The organism is Prauserella endophytica (assembly GCF_005146945.1).
In the GTDB taxonomy this organism is placed as follows: domain Bacteria; phylum Actinomycetota; class Actinomycetes; order Mycobacteriales; family Pseudonocardiaceae; genus Prauserella_A; species Prauserella_A endophytica.
Map to the genome: position 1 here is coordinate 107865 of NZ_SWMS01000012.1, position 15998 is coordinate 123862.

Consider the following 15998-nt stretch of genomic DNA (forward strand, 5'->3'; position numbering starts at 1 on the left):
TCGGTCGGTGCTCACCCAGCCGTTCGCCGACGCCGTCGTCGAAGCAGAGAAGGTCATCGCCGAGGCGCCGCACATCCAGACCGAACAGGATCTGATCGAGGGCTACGACTACCTCGCGGGCAGCATCAGGGCGTCACTGCAGCTCGCCTGGGCCTACGAACGGGACTTCCCGTACTTCGTCACGTCCACGGGACCCTACACGAAGATGGGCCTCGACAACCCCGACGCGCTGTACTTCCATTCGTACCTGCGCGACGACGCCGAGTACGTCGTCACCGGCACCCGTGGCACCACGCGGGATCTGAGCTTCCAGGTGCTGAACGGCGACTACTCGCCGGTGGAGGTGCCCGACAGCCTCGCGGCGTTCGACGACCGTGAGCTGGAGATCGGCGACGACGGGCGGTTCGAGCTGCGGTTCGGCCCCGACCGAGGCAAGGCCGGACCCGGGTACTTCGTGCTGGGCAAGGGATCGGCGATGCTCGTGGTGCGCGAGGTGTACAGCGACTGGGCCACCGAACGGCGCGGCACCCTGCGCATCCACCGGGCGGACCACCTCGGCGCCGCGCCGGAGCCGAAGGACCGCACGGCCCTGGAGAAGCGCTACGGGGTGGCGGGCAAGATCCTGCTCAGCAGACTGCGGACGTTCCTCGCGTTCCCGGAGTGGTTCTACCTGAAGCTGCCCGTCAACACGATGACCGAGCCGAGGCGCACCCCCGGCGGGCTCGCGACACAGTTCTCCTCGGCAGGCCACTACGACCTGGCCGACCACCAGGCGATGATCGTCACCGTCCCCGCGTCCGACGCTCCGTACCAGGGCATCCAGCTCGGCAGCAGGTGGTACGTCTCGCTCGACTACATCAACCACCAGACGAGCCTCACCGCCGATCAGGCGCGCGTGGACCCCGACGGCAGGCTGCGGTTCGTGATCAGCGAGCGCGACCCCGGCGTCGCCAACTGGCTGGAGCGGCTCGGGCACGCCCGCGGCTACGTGCAGATCCGCTGGCAGCGGCTGTCGCGCGACCTCACGCCGGAGGACGGTCCCGAGGTGGAGGTGGTGGACGTGAGCGAACTGCCCGCGAAGCTGCCCTTCTACGAGCACGCCAGGGTTTCGCCCGACGAGTGGACCGCGCGCATCGCGGCAAGGCAGAGCGCCGTCGCGACGAGGATGCTCGGCTGATGTTGTTGCGGGACAAGGTGGTGGTGGTGTCCGGCGTCGGGCCGGGCCTCGGCCGCTCGATCGCGATCCAGTGCGCGAAGGCGGGCGCCGACCTGGTGCTAGCGGCCAGGACGGAGAAGCGGCTCGACGAGGTGGCCAAGGAGGTCACCGAGCTGGGCAGGCGGGCCGTGACGGTGCCGACCGACATCACCGACGACGACTCGGCGCAGCGGCTCGCCGAGACCACAGTGGACGCCTACGGGCGCATGGACGCGCTCGTCAACAACGCCTTCGCCATTCCGCCCATGACCGACCTGCTCGACGTCGACCTCGACGCGGTGCGGACCGGCTTCGAGACCAACGTGCTGGCGGCACTGCGGCTCACCCGCCTGTGCACGCCCGCGCTCGCCGAGACCGGCGGCGCCGTCGTGATGATCAACTCTGCGGTGCTGCGGCACTCCCGGCGCACGTTCGGCGCGTACAAGATGGCCAAGTCGAGCCTGCTGTCCCTCGCGCGGAGTCTGGCCACCGAACTCGGCCCGCGCGGCATCCGCGTCAACTCGGTGGCGCCCGGCTACATCTGGGCGGGCTCGCTCAAGTGGTACTTCTCCCACCTCGCCAAGGAACGCGGGGTGGACCCGCAACAGGTCTACGACGAGACCGCGGCGACCATCGACCTGCGCAAGCTGCCCGAACCCGACGAGATCGCCGATGCCGTGGTGTTTCTGGCCTCCCCGCTCGCACGGGCGATCACCGGCCAGTGCCTCGACGTCAACGGCGGCGAGTACCACCACTGAGGGGAACCCGATGAGCGTTGGCACCGTCGCCGATCTGCACGCCTCGGCAACGAAGATCACCGGACTCGACGACTTCGGCACCGACGACTACACCGACGGACTCGCGGTGCTGCTTGAGTCCTACGAACGCGAGGCGGGCCTGACCCCGCTGGGCCGCAAGGTGAAGCGGGCGTTCCTGCGCAGCGCGCTCGTGGCGCGGCTGCTGAGCGAGGCCGCGTGGAAGGCCCGCCCCGAGCACGCCGCCGTCGCGATCGAGCGGCCGATCTTCGTGACCGGCCTGCCGCGCACCGGCACGACCGCACTGCACCGGCTGCTCACGGCCGACCCCGCCCACCAGGGGCTGGAGGTGTGGCTGACCGAGGTGCCGCAGCCGAGGCCGCCCCGGGAGACGTGGGCGGACGACCCGGTGTTCCAGCGCATCCAGGCAGGCTACGAGCGGTACCACATCGAGCACCCCGAGTTCCTCGGCGTGCACGCGATGTCGGCGGACGAGGTGGAGGAGTGCTGGCAACTGCTCCGGCAGTCGCTGCGCTCGATCTCGTACGAGTGCCTCGCGCATGTCCCGACGTACTCGGCGTGGCTGTCCGAACAGGACTGGACACCCGCCTACCGCAGACACCGGCGCAACCTGCAGCTGATCGGGCTGCCCGACGCGGGCAGGCGGTGGGTGCTCAAGAACCCCAGCCACCTCTTCGCGCTCGACGCGCTACTCGCCGTGTACCCGGACGCGCTCGTGGTGCAGACCCACCGCGCCCCCGAGGTCGCGATCGCCTCGGTGTGCAGCCTCAACGCGCAGGCGAGCGCGCAGTGGTCGGAGACCTTCCGCGGCGAGACGGTGGGCCGCGACCAGCTCGAGTTGTGGGCGCGCGGGCTGGAGACGTTCACCGCCGAGCGGGCCAGGCACGACCACTCGCGGTTCTTCGACGTCGACTACGACGACTTCGTCGCCGACCCGATCGGCACGGTCGAGTCGCTGTACGCCCACTTCGGGCTACCGTTCACCGATGGGGCTCGGGCGGCGATGCGCACGCTGCACGCCGAAAGCACCACGGGAGCCCGCAAACCGGCCCACCGCTACCGCCTCGCCGACTTCGGACTGTCCGAAGGGGACGTCGCCGAACGGTTCAGCGCGGTGGGCACGGCCCCCTGAGCCTCCCGCGAGCACCGCACCGGGCCCGCTGGCTGCGCCCAGCTTGCGCAGCGCCACGGCTCCGACCCGCCCGTTCCAGCCCGTGGGCAGGGACGTCGCACCACGGGCAGCACGAACAACCGCCCGGTCAGCGACACGAACGTCCCGCCGCCGAGCGCGGCACCGCACCGAGACCGCGGCCGACGAGCGCGGCCACGGCCGGAATCGGCGCCGACCGAGCTCGTACGGCACACCGTCGGCGAGGGAGGGCCACGGCGCGATGGGCGCGGCCGGTCGCCCGCGAGCACGCCGGGCTCGACGGCGTGACCGCGCGCGAGCGTGGGGTGCTCACCCTCGTCGCGACCGGGCCGTCCAACACCGAGCTGCCCGTCAGCCTGGCCACGGTGAAGACCACGTCGGCGGGTTGCTCACCACGCTCGCCGCGTGCGACCGGGCGCAACCGGTGATCGCGGTCCACGAGAGCGGCATCGTCTGCGAGGTAGCGCCTTGCAACTAAAATTGCCTCGTATATCATTGACGCAACCAAGGGAGGCAATCTCAGTGATCAGGCACTCGGCGACCCTGGCGATCAACGAGAAGCTGCAGGCGAAGCGGGCTGCGGGCGAGCAGGTGCTGCACCTCGGCTTCGGGGAGGCCGGGCTCCCCGTCCTGCCCGACGTCCGGGACGTGCTGGCCGGGGCAGCGCACCGCAACGAGTACGGCGCCGTCGTGGGTTCGGCCGAGGCCCGGCAGGCGGCGGCCGGCTACTTCAGCAGGCGCGGTCTGCCGACCGAGGCGGACGACATCGTGCTGGCCCCCGGCAGCAAGGCGCTGCTCTTCGGACTGCTGGCCGTCCTGCCCGGCGACGTCGTACTCCCGCGGCCGTCCTGGGTGAGCTACGCCGCGCAGGCTGCCCTGCTCGGCAGGCGGGTGCTCGGCGTGCCGGTGCCGGGCGGCGCGGGCGGCGTGCCCGAGCCCGAGCAGCTCGACCGGGCGTTGACCAGCGCGCGCAAGGACGGCGCCGAGCCGGGCGTGCTGATCTTGACCGTGCCCGACAACCCCACCGGCACCCTCGCCGGTGCCGAGCTGGTCAAGGAGGTCTGCGCTGTCGCCGGCGCGCACGGGCTGACCGTGCTCTCCGACGAGATCTACCGCGACCTCGTCCACGACTCGGCGGCCGTGCACAGCCCGGCGGCCGAACTGCCTGAGCACACCGTTGTCACCGCCGGGCTGAGCAAGAACATGGCGCTCGGCGGTTACCGCATCGGGTTCGCACGGGTGCCACTGCCCGAGCAGCGCGCCGCGCTCGTCGGCGCGGCGAGCGAGGTGTGGTCGAGCCTGCCCGCCCCCATGCAGGAGGTCGCCGCGTACGTGCTGGCGGAGCCGCCCGAGGTCCGCGCGCACATCGACGCGAGCAGGGCGCTGCACGCCGCCGTCGCGCGCGCCGTGCACGCCGAGTTCACCGCGGCAGGGGCGGCCTGCCGCGCACCGCGGGCGGGTTTCTACCTGTACCCGGACCTGGAACCGTTGCGCGCCAAGGGATTCGCCACCGGCGCCCAGCTGGCCGAACACCTGCTCGACCGGCACGGTGTCGGTGTGCTGGCTGGTGCCAAGTTCGGTGACGACCCCGCCGCGCTGCGGTTCCGCGTGGCCACGAGCCTGCTCTACGGCGACGACGCCGAGCAGCGCTGGACCGCGCTGCGCAGCCCCGATCCCGTCACGTTGCCGTGGATCGCGCGATCACTGGGGCACCTGCGTGACGCGCTGTCCGCCGTTTTCGACGGCGAGTAGCCGTAGGAGGGCCCCCGGCGGCACTTCGAGCACCTCCTCGAGGTACCTCAGTGCGGCCAGGGAACCGGGGCGCTCTGGGCGGCAACGGCCGGACTGCCAATGGCTCAGCGTCGCCAGACTCACCGGCACGCCGCGCCGGCGCAACCGGTATTGGATCCGCTCGAGCCCCAGGCCCCTGGCACGTATCGCCGCACGTAACGCCACGGCGAAAGGTCCGGTCGCCAGTAGCGACTCCACCTCGCGCGTAGCGCTCTGCCCCCGGTCCATCTGTTGTGTTCTCTGACCGGTCATCGCAGCTCCGCTCATCGAGGAACCGGTGCAGCGTATGGGCAAGGCGCGAGGCGCAGGAAGAGGCAAAGGTCCCTTGTCAGCGTTCGCCCGCGAGTCCCCCGCTCTCGACGCCGAGTTGCCCGCTCTCGGCCGCGAGTTCCCCGTTCCCGACGCCGAGTCGCCCCTTCCGGACAACGCTCCCCGCGCCGGGAACGCACAAACCGCTGTCCTGGACGCAAGACTCGGCAGCCGGAGCGGGCAACTCGCCGGCCGGAGCGGGCAACTCGCCGGCCGGAGCGGGCAACTCGCCGGCCGGAGCGGGCGACTCGCGCGCCGGAGCGGGCGACTCGCGCGCCGGAGCGGGGGACTCGCGCGCGGCGTCAGCGGACGGCTACCGACAGCGCCTGCGCGATCTCCGTGCCCAGTGCGTGGGTCTCCGCACGCGCCGGAGGGCCCACCTTGACCACCACCGGGCCACCGAAGGGCTGCCGCTCGACCACCTCGATCCGGTCACCCAGGGTGATCGAACGCTCCGCCAGGTAGCGCAGCAGATCCGGATCGGTGTCCCACACGCGCACGATCTCGCCGACGGATCCGGCGGGCAGCTCGTCGAGCAGGCGGGTCGACAGCTCCTCGACGCTGCCGTCCGCCGCGGGAATGGGGTCGCCGTGCGGGTCGCGCACCGGGTTGCCGAGCTTCGCCGCGATCCGCTCCACGAGGAGGTCGGACACCACGTGCTCCAGCAGATCGGCCTCGCTGTGCACCTCGTCCCAGGTGTAGCCGAGCTCGGAGACCAGGTACGACTCGATCAGCCGGTGCCTGCGCAGCACCGACCTCGCCAGCTGCCTGCCCGCGGGCGTGAGCTCGATGCCGCGGTACGGCACGTGCGCCACCAGCCCCTGCTGCGACAGCTTGGTCACCATTCCGGACGCCGAGGACGGGCTCACCTCGAGCCGCGCCGCCAGCGACGTGTTGGTGACCGGCTCACCACGCTCGACCAGGCCATAGATAGCCCGCACGTAGTCCTCGATCGAGGACGAACGCCGGTTGGAGCCATCTGCCATGCCCTCCACGATACGGACCTCACTTCACGCACCATCAGGCCAGGTCAGGACGCCAACGATACCGAATCCACCCGGGCACGGGCTCCGCGCCGAGATCCGCGTAGAACGCCGCCGCCCGCTCGTTGCCCTCCTGCATGTCCCACTCGACGCGCCCGCTGGTGCGCTTGCGCAGCTCGTTCAGTAGCTCCCGGCCGAGGCCGTGCCGCCGGAACGCCGGCCGCACGAAGATGTCGTCGAGCCAGATGCCCGGCCGCGCCTCCCACGTCGAGAAGTTCCACGAGCAGAACGCCATCCCGGCCACCTCGCCGCCGGACTCGGCCATCAGCACCCACGCCTTCGGGTCGGGCCCGAACAGGTGCCGCGCCATGTCCGCGCGGTCGAGCACGAGTTCCTCGTTGCCCTCGTAGCGCGCGTGCTCCTCGATGAGCGCGCAGATCTCCTCGACGTCGGCGGCCTCCGCATCACGAACCGGCATGCAGGAAGACTATCGATCGATCGATCGGTTCGTCTAGGCTGTGGGCCATGGACACCGTGGAGCTGACCGTCGCCGAGGGAGTCGCTCTCGTCTGGTTGAACCGGCCCGACCGGCTGAACGCCGTGTCGCCGGAGCTGGTGGACGATCTGCTGGGTGCGCTCGACGCGATCGCCGCCGACGAGAACGCCCGCGCGGTGGTGCTGGCCGGACGCGGCCGGGCCTTCTGCGCGGGGCACGACCTCAAGGAGTCCGCGGGCGACGGCGACTCCCGGGTGCGACTGGAACGGCTGCAGGACGTCACGCGCAAACTGCGGGGCCTGCCGCAGCCGGTGATCGCCGCCGTCCACGGCTACGCCATCGGCGCGGGCGCGGAGTTCGCGCTCGGTTGCGATCTCGTGGTCGCCGCCGACGACGCCGTGTTCGCCTTCCCAGAGGCGACGCTGGGACTGAGCGTCACGGGCGCGGCGTCGCGCCTGCTCCCGCTGCTGGTCGGACCCGCGAAGGCCAAGGAGCTGGTGCTGCTCGGGGAGCGGGTCGACGCCGCGGTGGCGAAAGCTATGGGCCTGGTCAACAAACTCGTGGCCCGCGACGAGTTGCTGGAGTTCGCGTTTGCCTGGGCGAGGAGGCTGGCCGAGCAGCCGCCCTCCGCGGTGACGCTCGCCAAGCGCGCCATCGACCGGGGTGTCGACAGCGCGGTGGAGACGGCGCTGGAGCTGGAGATCAGCCACGCCCTGCTCACGGAGCACACCCCGGAGGTCGCCCGCACCACGGCGGAGTTCCGGACCCGTGGCTGATCTCGTCGCACTCGTCACCGAGGCCGCGCGGCGGCGGCCCGGCCGCACGGCGTGGGTGTTCGACGCCACCGGCGAGCGGCTGACTTTCGCCGACGTCGACCGCCGCAGCGACGAGCTCGCCTCCGCACTCGCCGCACTCGGCACGCGCCGGGGCGACCGGGTGGCGGTGATGTTGCGCAACCAGCCCGAGTTCCCGTTGCTGTGGCTGGCGCTCGCCAAGCTCGGGGCGGCGCTGGTGCCGGTCAACACCAACTACCGCGAGCTGGACGGGGAGCACGTGCTCGCCCACTCCGGCGCGCGGTTCGCGGTCACGACCGAGGAGTTCACCGGCCTGCTGACCACGATCGCCCCTCGCACGTCGGTGGAACGGGTGCTCACGGTCGGCGAGCTGCGCCCGGCAGGACCGCCACCCAAGCCGGAACGCGCACCGGAGCTACCCGTGAACATCCAGTACACCTCGGGCACCACCGGTGCGCCCAAGGGCTGCGTGCTGCCGCACCGGTACTGGACGACGCTCGCCGAGGGCCTCGTCACCGAGTTCCCGCACTTGAGTGACGACGACGTCCTGCTCACGGCGCAGCCGTTCCACTACGTCGATCCACAGTGGAACGTGGCTGCCGGGCTCGCGAGCGGCGCTACCCTCGTGGTGCTCGACAGGTTCCATCCTTCGACGTTCTGGGCGAAGGTGCGCGAGCACGGCGTCACGTGGTTCTACTGCCTCGGCCTGATGCCGACGCTGTTGCTGCGTCAGCCGGAGTCGCCGGAGGACCACATGCACCGGGTGCGGGCTGTCAGCGCGTCGGCCATTCCGCGGGAGCTGCACGCCGCGCTGGAGAAACGCTGGGGCGTGCCGTGGTTCGAGGCGTTCGGCATGACGGAGACCGGCGGCGACCTGCGGGTCGGCCCCGCCGACCACGACGAGCTGGTGGGCACCGGTTGCATCGGCACGCCGACGCCCTCGCGCGAGGCGATGATCGCGGACGAGGACGGGAAGCCGTTGCCCCGAGGGGAGACCGGCGAGCTGCTGGTCAGGGGCGTCGGCCTGATGCACGGCTACCACGACGACCCCGAGGCGACGGCGAGTGCGTTTCGCGGCGGCTGGTTCCGCACCGGCGACCTGGCCTGGATGGACGAGCACGGCCGGGTCTTCTACGCCGGTCGCACCAAGGACATGATCCGTCGCAGCGGCGAGAACGTTTCCGCCGACGAGGTGGAGCGGGCACTGCTGCTGCATCCCGCGGTGCGCTCGGCGGCCGTGCTCCCCGTGCCGGACGCGTTGCGGGGCGAGGAGATCCGCGCGTACGTCGTCGCTGACGGTGAGCCCGATCCCGAGGAACTGGCCGGGTTCTGCGGCGAACGGCTCGCCTACTTCAAGGTGCCCCGCTACTGGTCCTTTGTGGACTCGTTGCCCATGACGCCGTCGGAGCGGGTCGCCAAGGGCGAGCTGCGCAAGGCCGCCGAGAAGCTCACCAGATCCTACGACCGGGTGGAGCGCACATGGCTGTGAGCACCGGCGAACGCGTGCGCCGCGCGGCGGTGAAACTGTTCGCCACCAAAGGTTTCCACGGTACCGGCATCAGGGACCTGGCGCAGGCCGCCAAGCTCTCGTCGGCCAGCCTGTACCACTACATGGGCACCAAGGAGGAACTGCTCGCCGGGATCATGCGCGACTGCCTGCAACGCCTGCTCGACGACGCGACCAAGGCCGTCGACGGCGTCACCGATCCGGTCGAGCGCATCCGCAGGCTCGTCACCCTGCACGTCACCGCGCACGCCAAGCAGCCGAACGAGACCAGGGTGGTGGACGACCACGTCGAGGTGCTGTCACCCCGGCTGCGCAAGGACGTGGTCCAGCTGCGGGACGCCTACGAACAGCTGTGGTCCGACACGATCGAGGCGGGCCGGGAAGAGGGGGTTTTCGACACCGCTCAGCCCGCCGTCACGCGGATCGCGGTGCTTGACATGTGCAACGGAGTGGCCCGCTGGTACTCGCCTCGAGGTGCGTTGACCCTGCATCAGGTGGCCGACCACCACGTCGAACTCACCCTGCGTGCGCTGGGCGTTCCCACCCCCGGACGCTGTGGTCTGGCGAACTCCTGACACCCCCAAGCTTGCCCCGGAGCCGCCGCTGAGGGACGCTCGTGGGGTGAGTGAGGAAACAATCCAGCTGGAACTCGACGACGCGGGTCTCGCTCCGGGCCTTCCGACGCCCTCCGACCCACGGGATCAGGTACAGGACGTGCCCTACCGCCCGGTCGAATTCCGCGATGACGATCTCCCGGCCGCGCTGGAGCGCTGCGCCGGCTGGCTCCGGCAGGCCCAGCAGTGGCTCGGCGAGCCGGTGGACGTGCTCGCAGTCCACCTCGACTATGACGAACGGGACGGCTTTCCGTACTACGACCTGAAGATCCTCTGCAACGAGGAGGACCTCGCAGGCGTGCCGCTGGCACTACGGCAGAAGGGCGACACCGCCCGTTCCTGAGTAGAACCACCCCGCTGTGGTGGCAGGGCTTCGCGCCCTGCCACCACAGCGCGAGCTCGCGGGCCGGCCTCAGCCAAGGGCTCCTCCCAGCTTCACGTGGCCCCTCAGCAGGTTCCGGGCGATGGTCCTGCGCTGGATCTCGTCGGTGCCCTCGTAGATGCGCAGCAGCCGCAGCTCGCGGTACCACCGCTCGATCGGCAGCTCCCGCGTGTAGCCCATGCCGCCGTGGATCTGCAGCACGCGGTCGACGATCTCGTTGGCCTTCACGCCGCCGTACAGCTTGGCGATCGACTGCGCGTGCCGGGAGTCCATTCCGGAGTCCACCTGCCACGCGGCGTGCAGCACCAGCCAGCGCAGCGCCTCGAGCTCCACGCCGGAGTCGGCGATCATCCACTGGATCGCCTGCCGGTCGGCAATGGGCGCGCCGAACGTCTCCCTGGTGTTGGCGTGCTCGATGGCCATGGACAGCAGCCGCTCGCACGAGCCGATGGCGCGGGCCGGCAGCAGGTAGCGGCCGCGGCCGATCCACTGCATGGCGAGGTTGAACCCCTGGCCCAGCTCGCCGAGGATCTGACTCTCGGGCACCCGGACGTCCTCGAAGACCAGCGCCGCGGGACCCCATTCGCCCATCGTGTCGATGTACTCGGAACGCCAGCCCATCTCGCGGTCGACGAGGAAACACGTCACCCCGCCATTGGCGCCCTTCTCGGGGTCGGTGATGGCGAAGACCATCGTGAAGTCGGCCTCGTTGCCGCCCGTGATGAACGTCTTCTCGCCGTTGATGACCCAGTCGGCGCCGTCCTTGCGCGCGGTGGTCCTGATCGCCTTCGCGTCGGAGCCCGCGCCCGGCTCGGTGATGGCGAAGCAGGACTTGCGCTTGCCTTCGATGGTCGGCAGCAGGTATCGCTGCTTCTGTTCCTCGTTGGCGTAGAAGAGGATGTTGTCGGCCGCGCCGCCGAAGCGGAAGGGCACGAACGAGCGGCCGAGCTCGGCCTCCAGCAGCGCCGTCATCACCGCGGAGAGGCCCATGCCGCCGTACTCCTCGGGTGTCTGCACGCCCCAGAAGCCGGAGTCACGCGCCTTCAGCTGGAGCTCCTCCAGCTGGTCGGAGGGCAGTCCTGGCTGCCCGGCCCGCTCCCTGCGCAGCACCTCCTGCTCCAGCGGGACGAGTTCCCGCTGCACGAAGGTACGCACCCAGTCACGAATCTCGCGCTCCTCGACGCTGAGACTGAAATCCATCGCCGCCGACTCCCTCGTTACTAAGCGGTTGCTTAGGACAAAGGTAACGCACGAACGGCCTGGCGGCACCTGCCGGGCGCCCCGTAGATTCGCTACGTGATCGACTGCGCGGTGTGGTGGGCGACCCCGCTCGCCGAGAGCGGCGAGCACCTGTCGCTGCTCGGCCCGGCCGAGCGCGAGCGGCACGCCGCGTACCGCCGCGACGAGGACAAACGCCGGTTCCTGACGGGCAGGGTGCTCGCCAAGACCGTCGCCGCCGGGCACCTCGGCAGCACGCCCGCCGAGGTGGAGTTCGACGCGACGTGCGACGACTGCGGCAAGCAGCACGGCCCGCCGCGCGTTCCCGGAGCGAAACTGGCGTTGTCGATCTCCCATTCGGGCGAGCGGATCGGCGTCGCGCTCACCGGTGGCGCCGCGGTGGGCCTCGACGTCGAGAGCGCGACGAGGAAGGCCGACGACTCGCTGCTGGATTACGCGCTCAACGACGCCGAGCGCGCCGCGCTGGAGGACCTGTCCGAGCGGGAGCGCGCCGACGCGTTCTTCCGGTACTGGACGCGCAAGGAAGCCGTCATGAAGGCCACCGGGCGTGGCCTTCGGATCCCGCTGACGAGCCTCACGATGTCTCCTCCCGGCGAACCCGCGCGGCTTGCGGGTTCGGCCGACCCCGCGCTGTCGCCGGAGCGCACCCGCATGGCCGACCTCGACCCCGGCGACGGCTACCGCGCCGCGGTGGCGGTGCTGACGGCCTTGCCGGGCGAGGAGATGGAGGTCACGCAGCACTGGTGGTCTCCGGGCCGCTGAACAGGCGGACAATAGTGCGATATGGACGCCGCGCGACTGCTCGAGGACTACGCGCGAGGGGACTTCTTCCTCGCCACGGCGCACCGCACGATCCTCGGCTCCGGCGCGGACACCGAGCTGACGGGCACCGACGAGGCCCGGCTCGCCGAGCGCGTGCGCAGGGCGCTGACCGACGCGCGGACCCCGATCGCCGCGGGCGTGCTGCCGTTCGACAGCGCCGCCGGCGGCGGAACCCCGGCCCGCATCGTGATCCCCGAGGACGTGCGTTTCGCGGGCAGGCCACACCCCGCCGTCGACCGCCTCCCCCGCCGCCACGTCGGCCTCCCCGAGCGGGTCTCCCCGGTTCCCGAAGGGCGACGGCACGCCGAGGCCGTGGCCGACGCCGTGCGGAAGCTCGGCGAGCGGGGCCTGCGCAAAGTGGTGCTCGCGCGAGCGCTCGACCTGGAGTTCACCGAGCCGGTGCCGCCGGAGGCGATCCTGCACAACCTGGTCAAGGACAACGACCGGGGCTACACGTTCGCGGCCGGCCTGCCCGGCGGTCGGACGCTCGTGGGCGCGAGCCCCGAGCTGCTGCTCTCGCGTCAGGGCGACCGGGTGGTGTCGCATCCGCACGCGGGGTCGATGCCGAGATCGGCCGACCCGGTGACCGACCGGGACAACGGCGAGGCGCTGCTCGCCTCGCGCAAGGACCACATCGAGCACGCGGTGCTGGCCGAGGCCGTGGTGGAGGCGCTGCGGCCGTTCTGCCGCAAGCTGGACGCGCCGGAGGAGCCGGAGCTGGTCTCGACGCCGACGATGTGGCACCTGGGCACCACGATCACGGGAGAGCTGGCCGACCGGGACGTCACCGCGCTGCACCTCGCGGCGGCACTGCACCCGACGCCCGCCATCTGCGGAACGCCGACCAAGTCGGCACGCGAGCTGGTGACGGAGCTGGAGCCGTTCGAGCGCGGGTACTACGCGGGCGCGGTCGGCTGGGTGGACGCCGAGGGCGACGGGGAATGGGCGGTGACGATCCGCTGCGCCGAGGTGGCCGAGCGGTCGCTGCGGCTGTACGCGGGGGGCGGGATCGTGCCGGAGTCGGACCCGTGGGCAGAGCTGGACGAGACGTCCGCGAAGTTCGCCACCCTGGCCGAGGCCATGGGGCTACCGCGTGGGTGGCTGGCCGAGTTCTGACCCGGCCGGCCACCCACGTCGGGTGAGCAGCCCGGAGGAGCTACTTGAGCGCGTTGATGAGGGCTTCGCGCTGACGCTCGCCGAGGCCGGCGGCCCGGCGGTCCGGGTCGATGCCTGCCTGCTCGAGCAGCGCGGCCACCTTGACGGTGCCCAGGCCAGGCACAGCCTTCAGCAGCTGCGTGACCTTGGTCTTGCCGACCGTCTTGTCTTCCTTCGCCCGGTTCAGCACCTTGTCGATGCTCTCCTTGCCGGACTTGATCGACGCGAGCAGCTCCGAGCGCGCCTTGCGAGCCTCGGCCGCCTTGGCCAGGGCTTCCGCCCGCTGTTCCGGGGTCAACGTAGGCAAAGCCAACGTACTAATCCTTTCTTCTCGGGTGCCGCGTGAGAGCGGCGACAACCCGGGTCCCCAGGTGCTTGCCCGAGCAAGCGCTGGCCAGGCCGTCACTTACCACGGGCCCCAGTAAACGCCAAGAGGACCGAGACCGCGAAATCGACACGCAATGTCCCCTCAACCGGGTCATGCAGGTCAGGGGGCCACTACCGCGGTGAGGGGGCCCAGCGGGGGTGCGTAACGGTTGTGCACTCAGCACATGCCGATGCCACTTTTCCCGCACTAGGCTCGCGCGTAATCCAGTTCACAGTCGAGCGGACCCGCGGGAGAGAACACGATGTTGAGCACCATGCAGGACGACCAGCTTTCCCTCGCCGACCTGCTCCGGCACGGCTCCACGCTGCATTCCGAGAGCGAGGTCGTCACGTGGACCTCCTCGGGCCCTAGGCGGGCGACCTACGGCCAGGTCGGCAAGCGCGCCGCCCAGCTCGCGAACGCGCTGCGCGGCCTCGGTGTGACCGGTGACCAGCGCGTGGGCACGTTCATGTGGAACAACGCCGAGCACCTCGAGGCCTACCTCGCCATCCCCGCGATGGGCGCCGTGCTGCACACCCTGAACATCCGGCTGTTCCCCGAGCAGCTGGTGTTCGTGGCCAACCACGCCGAGGACCACGTGGTGATCGTGGACGGCACGCTCGTGCCGTTGTTCGCGAAGCAGCTGCCGCAGCTGAAGACCGTCCAGCACGTGATCGTCGCGAACGGCGACCCCGCGTCGCTGGAGGCCCCGGAGGGTGTGCAGGTGCACGCCTACGACGAGCTGCTCGCGGCCCAGCCGGAGACGTTCGACTGGCCCGTCGTGGACGAGCGCTCCGCGGCCGCGATGTGCTACACCTCCGGCACCACCGGCGACCCCAAGGGGGTCGTGTACTCGCACCGGTCGATCTGGCTGCACTCGATGCAGGTGTGCATGAGCGACAGCATGCGGCTCGACCAGTCGGACAAGGCGCTGGTGATCGTGCCGATGTTCCACGCGATGTCGTGGGGCATGCCGTACGCGGCGTTCATGGTGGGCGCCTCGATGATCATGCCGGACCGCTTCCTGCAGCCGGAGCCGATCGCGCAGATCCTCGCCGCCGAGCGGCCGACGTTCGCGGGCGCGGTTCCGACGATCTGGCAGGGCCTCCTCCAGCACCTCGACGCGAACCCGCAGGACATCTCCCACCTGCGCGAAGTCGTGGTGGGCGGCTCGGCGGCGCCGCCGGCGATGATGCACGCGTTCGAGGAGCGCTACGGCGTGCCGATCCTGCACGCGTGGGGCATGACGGAGACGTCGCCGCTCGGCAGCGTCGCCCGCCCGCCCGCGTCGGCGACCGGCGAGGAGGCGTGGCAGTACCGCTACACGCAGGGCCGCTTCCCCGCCTCGGTGCGGGCGCGGCTCATCGACGACGACGGCAACGAGGTCCCGTGGGACGGCGAGAGCGTCGGCGAGCTGGAGGTGCGCGGCCCGTGGATCGCGGGCGGGTACTACGGCGACGCGGACCCGGCGAAGTTCCACGACGGCTGGCTGCGCACCGGTGACGTCGGCAAGATCACCCCGAACGGCTACCTGACGCTGACCGACCGCGCCAAGGACGTCATCAAGTCCGGCGGCGAGTGGATCTCGTCGGTGGATCTGGAGAACACCGTGATGTCGCACCCCGCCGTCGCCGAGGCGGCGGTGATCGGGGTGCCCGACGAGAAGTGGGACGAGCGCCCGCTGGTGGCCGTCGTGCTGCGCGAGGGCGAGCAGGTGAGCGCCGACGAGCTGCGGACGTTCCTGCAGGACAAGGTGGCCAAATGGCAGCTGCCGGAGCACTGGACCTTCGTCGAGGAGGTGCCGAAGACCAGCGTCGGCAAGTTCGACAAGAAGCGCCTGCGCGCCGCCCACGCGGAGGGCAAGCTCGACGTCGCCCACTTCTGACGCCGACGCTCCCCAAGGCCACCTTTGTTGCGTTGGACGCAACAAAGGTGGCCTTGGGGAGCGTTACCCCCGAGGTAATCGACTCCGCGTTCCCGGTGCGAAAGGGTGGGTGGCATGGACGCTGAGGGCACCGAGTTGTTCCACAAGACCATGCCGTTCACCGAGCGGCTCGGGCTCGAGGTGCTCGCACAATCCAGGGAGCTCGTGCGCAGCCGCCTCGCGTGGGACCCGACGCTCTGCACGCTCGGGGACACCATGCACGGCGGCGTGCTCATGTCGATCGCCGACTCCACCGCCGCCGTCTGCGCGTTCCTCAACCTGCCCGAAGGCGCGCAGGGCACCACGACGATCGAGTCGCGCACGAGCTTCCTGCGCCCGATCCGCGGCGGCCACGCCACCGCGTCGGCGAGCCCGCTGCACGTGGGCCGCAGGGTGATCGTGGTGGAGACCGAGGTCCACGACGACGACGGCCGTCTCGCAGCCAAGGTCACCCAGACCCAAGCCGTGATCTGATCGGACGAAAGCGGTTTACA

Annotated in this window: 18 protein-coding genes; 13 read left to right on the plus strand and 5 right to left on the minus strand. The window is 70.8% G+C overall.

Translation table 11 applies throughout. The features are described from left to right. Positions 1 to 7: 7 nt before the first annotated feature. From FCN18_RS21695 to FCN18_RS21710, 5 genes are all read left to right on the plus strand, one after another. A complete protein-coding gene (locus tag FCN18_RS21695; protein WP_137095970.1) occupies positions 8 to 1177 on the plus strand; it encodes a hypothetical protein in 1170 nt (389 codons plus the stop codon). Further along, positions 1177 to 1953, plus strand: a complete 777-nt coding sequence (locus FCN18_RS21700; protein WP_113645165.1) for an SDR family oxidoreductase — start codon at positions 1177 to 1179, stop codon at positions 1951 to 1953. Before FCN18_RS21695 ends, FCN18_RS21700 begins: the two co-directional genes overlap by 1 nt. A gap of 10 nt (positions 1954 to 1963) precedes the next feature. Further along, positions 1964 to 3103, plus strand: a complete 1140-nt coding sequence (locus tag FCN18_RS21705) for a sulfotransferase family protein (RefSeq protein WP_137095971.1) — start codon at positions 1964 to 1966, stop codon at positions 3101 to 3103. A gap of 302 nt (positions 3104 to 3405) precedes the next feature. Then, positions 3406 to 3549 carry a helix-turn-helix domain-containing protein gene (locus FCN18_RS39150; RefSeq protein ID WP_158303151.1) on the plus strand — a complete coding sequence of 48 codons (144 nt, stop codon included), beginning with the start codon at positions 3406 to 3408 and terminating at the stop codon, positions 3547 to 3549. A 94-nt stretch (positions 3550 to 3643) separates the two neighbouring features. After that, a complete protein-coding gene (locus FCN18_RS21710) occupies positions 3644 to 4873 on the plus strand; it encodes a pyridoxal phosphate-dependent aminotransferase (protein WP_137095972.1) in 1230 nt (409 codons plus the stop codon). Here the strand turns inward: FCN18_RS21710 and FCN18_RS40250 are convergent. The 3 genes from FCN18_RS40250 to FCN18_RS21730 form a co-directional block, all read right to left on the minus strand. Then, the gene (locus tag FCN18_RS40250) at positions 4823 to 5164 is read right to left on the minus strand and encodes a transcriptional regulator (protein WP_113645162.1); all 342 of its coding nucleotides are present in this window, start codon (positions 5162 to 5164) and stop codon (positions 4823 to 4825) included. The genes FCN18_RS21710 and FCN18_RS40250 overlap by 51 nt on opposite strands. A 359-nt stretch (positions 5165 to 5523) precedes the next feature. After that, positions 5524 to 6207, minus strand: a complete 684-nt coding sequence (locus FCN18_RS21725; protein WP_112264372.1) for a metal-dependent transcriptional regulator — start codon at positions 6205 to 6207, stop codon at positions 5524 to 5526. 34 nt (positions 6208 to 6241) lie between these two features. Further along, the gene (locus FCN18_RS21730; protein WP_112264374.1) at positions 6242 to 6682 is read right to left on the minus strand and encodes a GNAT family N-acetyltransferase; all 441 of its coding nucleotides are present in this window, start codon (positions 6680 to 6682) and stop codon (positions 6242 to 6244) included. A 47-nt stretch (positions 6683 to 6729) separates the two neighbouring features. On the opposite strand from FCN18_RS21730, the gene FCN18_RS21735 reads away from it, so the two are divergent. Genes FCN18_RS21735 through FCN18_RS21750 form a run of 4 tightly spaced genes read left to right on the plus strand, consistent with a single transcriptional unit; the run spans position 6730 to position 9958 of the window. After that, entirely contained in the window at positions 6730 to 7476 is a 747-nt protein-coding gene (locus FCN18_RS21735) for an enoyl-CoA hydratase/isomerase family protein (RefSeq protein ID WP_137095973.1), read from the plus strand. Then, positions 7469 to 8983: an AMP-binding protein gene (locus FCN18_RS21740; RefSeq protein ID WP_137095974.1), complete on the plus strand. Its 1515-nt coding sequence runs from the start codon at positions 7469 to 7471 to the stop codon at positions 8981 to 8983. Before FCN18_RS21735 ends, FCN18_RS21740 begins: the two co-directional genes overlap by 8 nt. Further along, positions 8974 to 9576: a TetR/AcrR family transcriptional regulator gene (locus FCN18_RS21745; RefSeq protein ID WP_112264380.1), complete on the plus strand. Its 603-nt coding sequence runs from the start codon at positions 8974 to 8976 to the stop codon at positions 9574 to 9576. Before FCN18_RS21740 ends, FCN18_RS21745 begins: the two co-directional genes overlap by 10 nt. A 46-nt stretch (positions 9577 to 9622) precedes the next feature. Beyond that, positions 9623 to 9958, plus strand: coding sequence for a hypothetical protein (locus FCN18_RS21750; protein WP_112264382.1), 336 nt, complete (start codon positions 9623 to 9625; stop codon positions 9956 to 9958). Between the two features lie 69 nt (positions 9959 to 10027). Here FCN18_RS21750 and FCN18_RS21755 read toward each other — a convergent pair whose 3' ends face one another. Beyond that, positions 10028 to 11197, minus strand: a complete 1170-nt coding sequence (locus FCN18_RS21755; RefSeq protein ID WP_112264384.1) for an acyl-CoA dehydrogenase family protein — start codon at positions 11195 to 11197, stop codon at positions 10028 to 10030. Positions 11198 to 11293: 96 nt separating this feature from the next. On the opposite strand from FCN18_RS21755, the gene FCN18_RS21760 reads away from it, so the two are divergent. Both FCN18_RS21760 and FCN18_RS21765 read left to right on the plus strand, forming a co-directional pair. After that, positions 11294 to 11998: a 4'-phosphopantetheinyl transferase family protein gene (locus FCN18_RS21760; protein WP_112264386.1), complete on the plus strand. Its 705-nt coding sequence runs from the start codon at positions 11294 to 11296 to the stop codon at positions 11996 to 11998. A 21-nt stretch (positions 11999 to 12019) separates the two neighbouring features. Continuing rightward, positions 12020 to 13174, plus strand: a complete 1155-nt coding sequence (locus tag FCN18_RS21765; RefSeq protein WP_137095975.1) for an isochorismate synthase — start codon at positions 12020 to 12022, stop codon at positions 13172 to 13174. Positions 13175 to 13214: 40 nt separating this feature from the next. Here the strand turns inward: FCN18_RS21765 and mihF are convergent, their stop codons facing one another. Continuing rightward, positions 13215 to 13526 carry an integration host factor, actinobacterial type gene (gene mihF / locus FCN18_RS21770; protein ID WP_168214177.1) on the minus strand — a complete coding sequence of 104 codons (312 nt, stop codon included), beginning with the start codon at positions 13524 to 13526 and terminating at the stop codon, positions 13215 to 13217. Positions 13527 to 13842: 316 nt separating this feature from the next. Between mihF and FCN18_RS21775 the strand changes: the two genes are divergently transcribed. Continuing rightward, a complete protein-coding gene (locus FCN18_RS21775; protein WP_112264390.1) occupies positions 13843 to 15465 on the plus strand; it encodes a long-chain fatty acid--CoA ligase in 1623 nt (540 codons plus the stop codon). A 114-nt stretch (positions 15466 to 15579) separates the two neighbouring features. Beyond that, positions 15580 to 15978: a PaaI family thioesterase gene (locus FCN18_RS21780; RefSeq protein WP_112264392.1), complete on the plus strand. Its 399-nt coding sequence runs from the start codon at positions 15580 to 15582 to the stop codon at positions 15976 to 15978. Positions 15979 to 15998: the final 20 nt, after the last annotated feature.

Coding starts and splice junctions, on each gene's coding strand:
- FCN18_RS21755 (WP_112264384.1), bottom strand. CDS start 11,197: ATGGATTTCAGTCTCAGCGTCGAGGAGCGCGAGATTCGTGACTGGGTG.
- FCN18_RS21725 (WP_112264372.1), bottom strand. CDS start 6,207: ATGGCAGATGGCTCCAACCGGCGTTCGTCCTCGATCGAGGACTACGTG.
- FCN18_RS21730 (WP_112264374.1), bottom strand. CDS start 6,682: ATGCCGGTTCGTGATGCGGAGGCCGCCGACGTCGAGGAGATCTGCGCG.
- FCN18_RS21775 (WP_112264390.1), top strand. CDS start 13,843: ATGTTGAGCACCATGCAGGACGACCAGCTTTCCCTCGCCGACCTGCTC.
- FCN18_RS21705 (WP_137095971.1), top strand. CDS start 1,964: ATGAGCGTTGGCACCGTCGCCGATCTGCACGCCTCGGCAACGAAGATC.
- FCN18_RS40250 (WP_113645162.1), bottom strand. CDS start 5,164: ATGACCGGTCAGAGAACACAACAGATGGACCGGGGGCAGAGCGCTACG.
- FCN18_RS21735 (WP_137095973.1), top strand. CDS start 6,730: ATGGACACCGTGGAGCTGACCGTCGCCGAGGGAGTCGCTCTCGTCTGG.
- FCN18_RS21700 (WP_113645165.1), top strand. CDS start 1,177: ATGTTGTTGCGGGACAAGGTGGTGGTGGTGTCCGGCGTCGGGCCGGGC.
- FCN18_RS21765 (WP_137095975.1), top strand. CDS start 12,020: ATGGACGCCGCGCGACTGCTCGAGGACTACGCGCGAGGGGACTTCTTC.
- FCN18_RS21745 (WP_112264380.1), top strand. CDS start 8,974: ATGGCTGTGAGCACCGGCGAACGCGTGCGCCGCGCGGCGGTGAAACTG.
- FCN18_RS21780 (WP_112264392.1), top strand. CDS start 15,580: ATGGACGCTGAGGGCACCGAGTTGTTCCACAAGACCATGCCGTTCACC.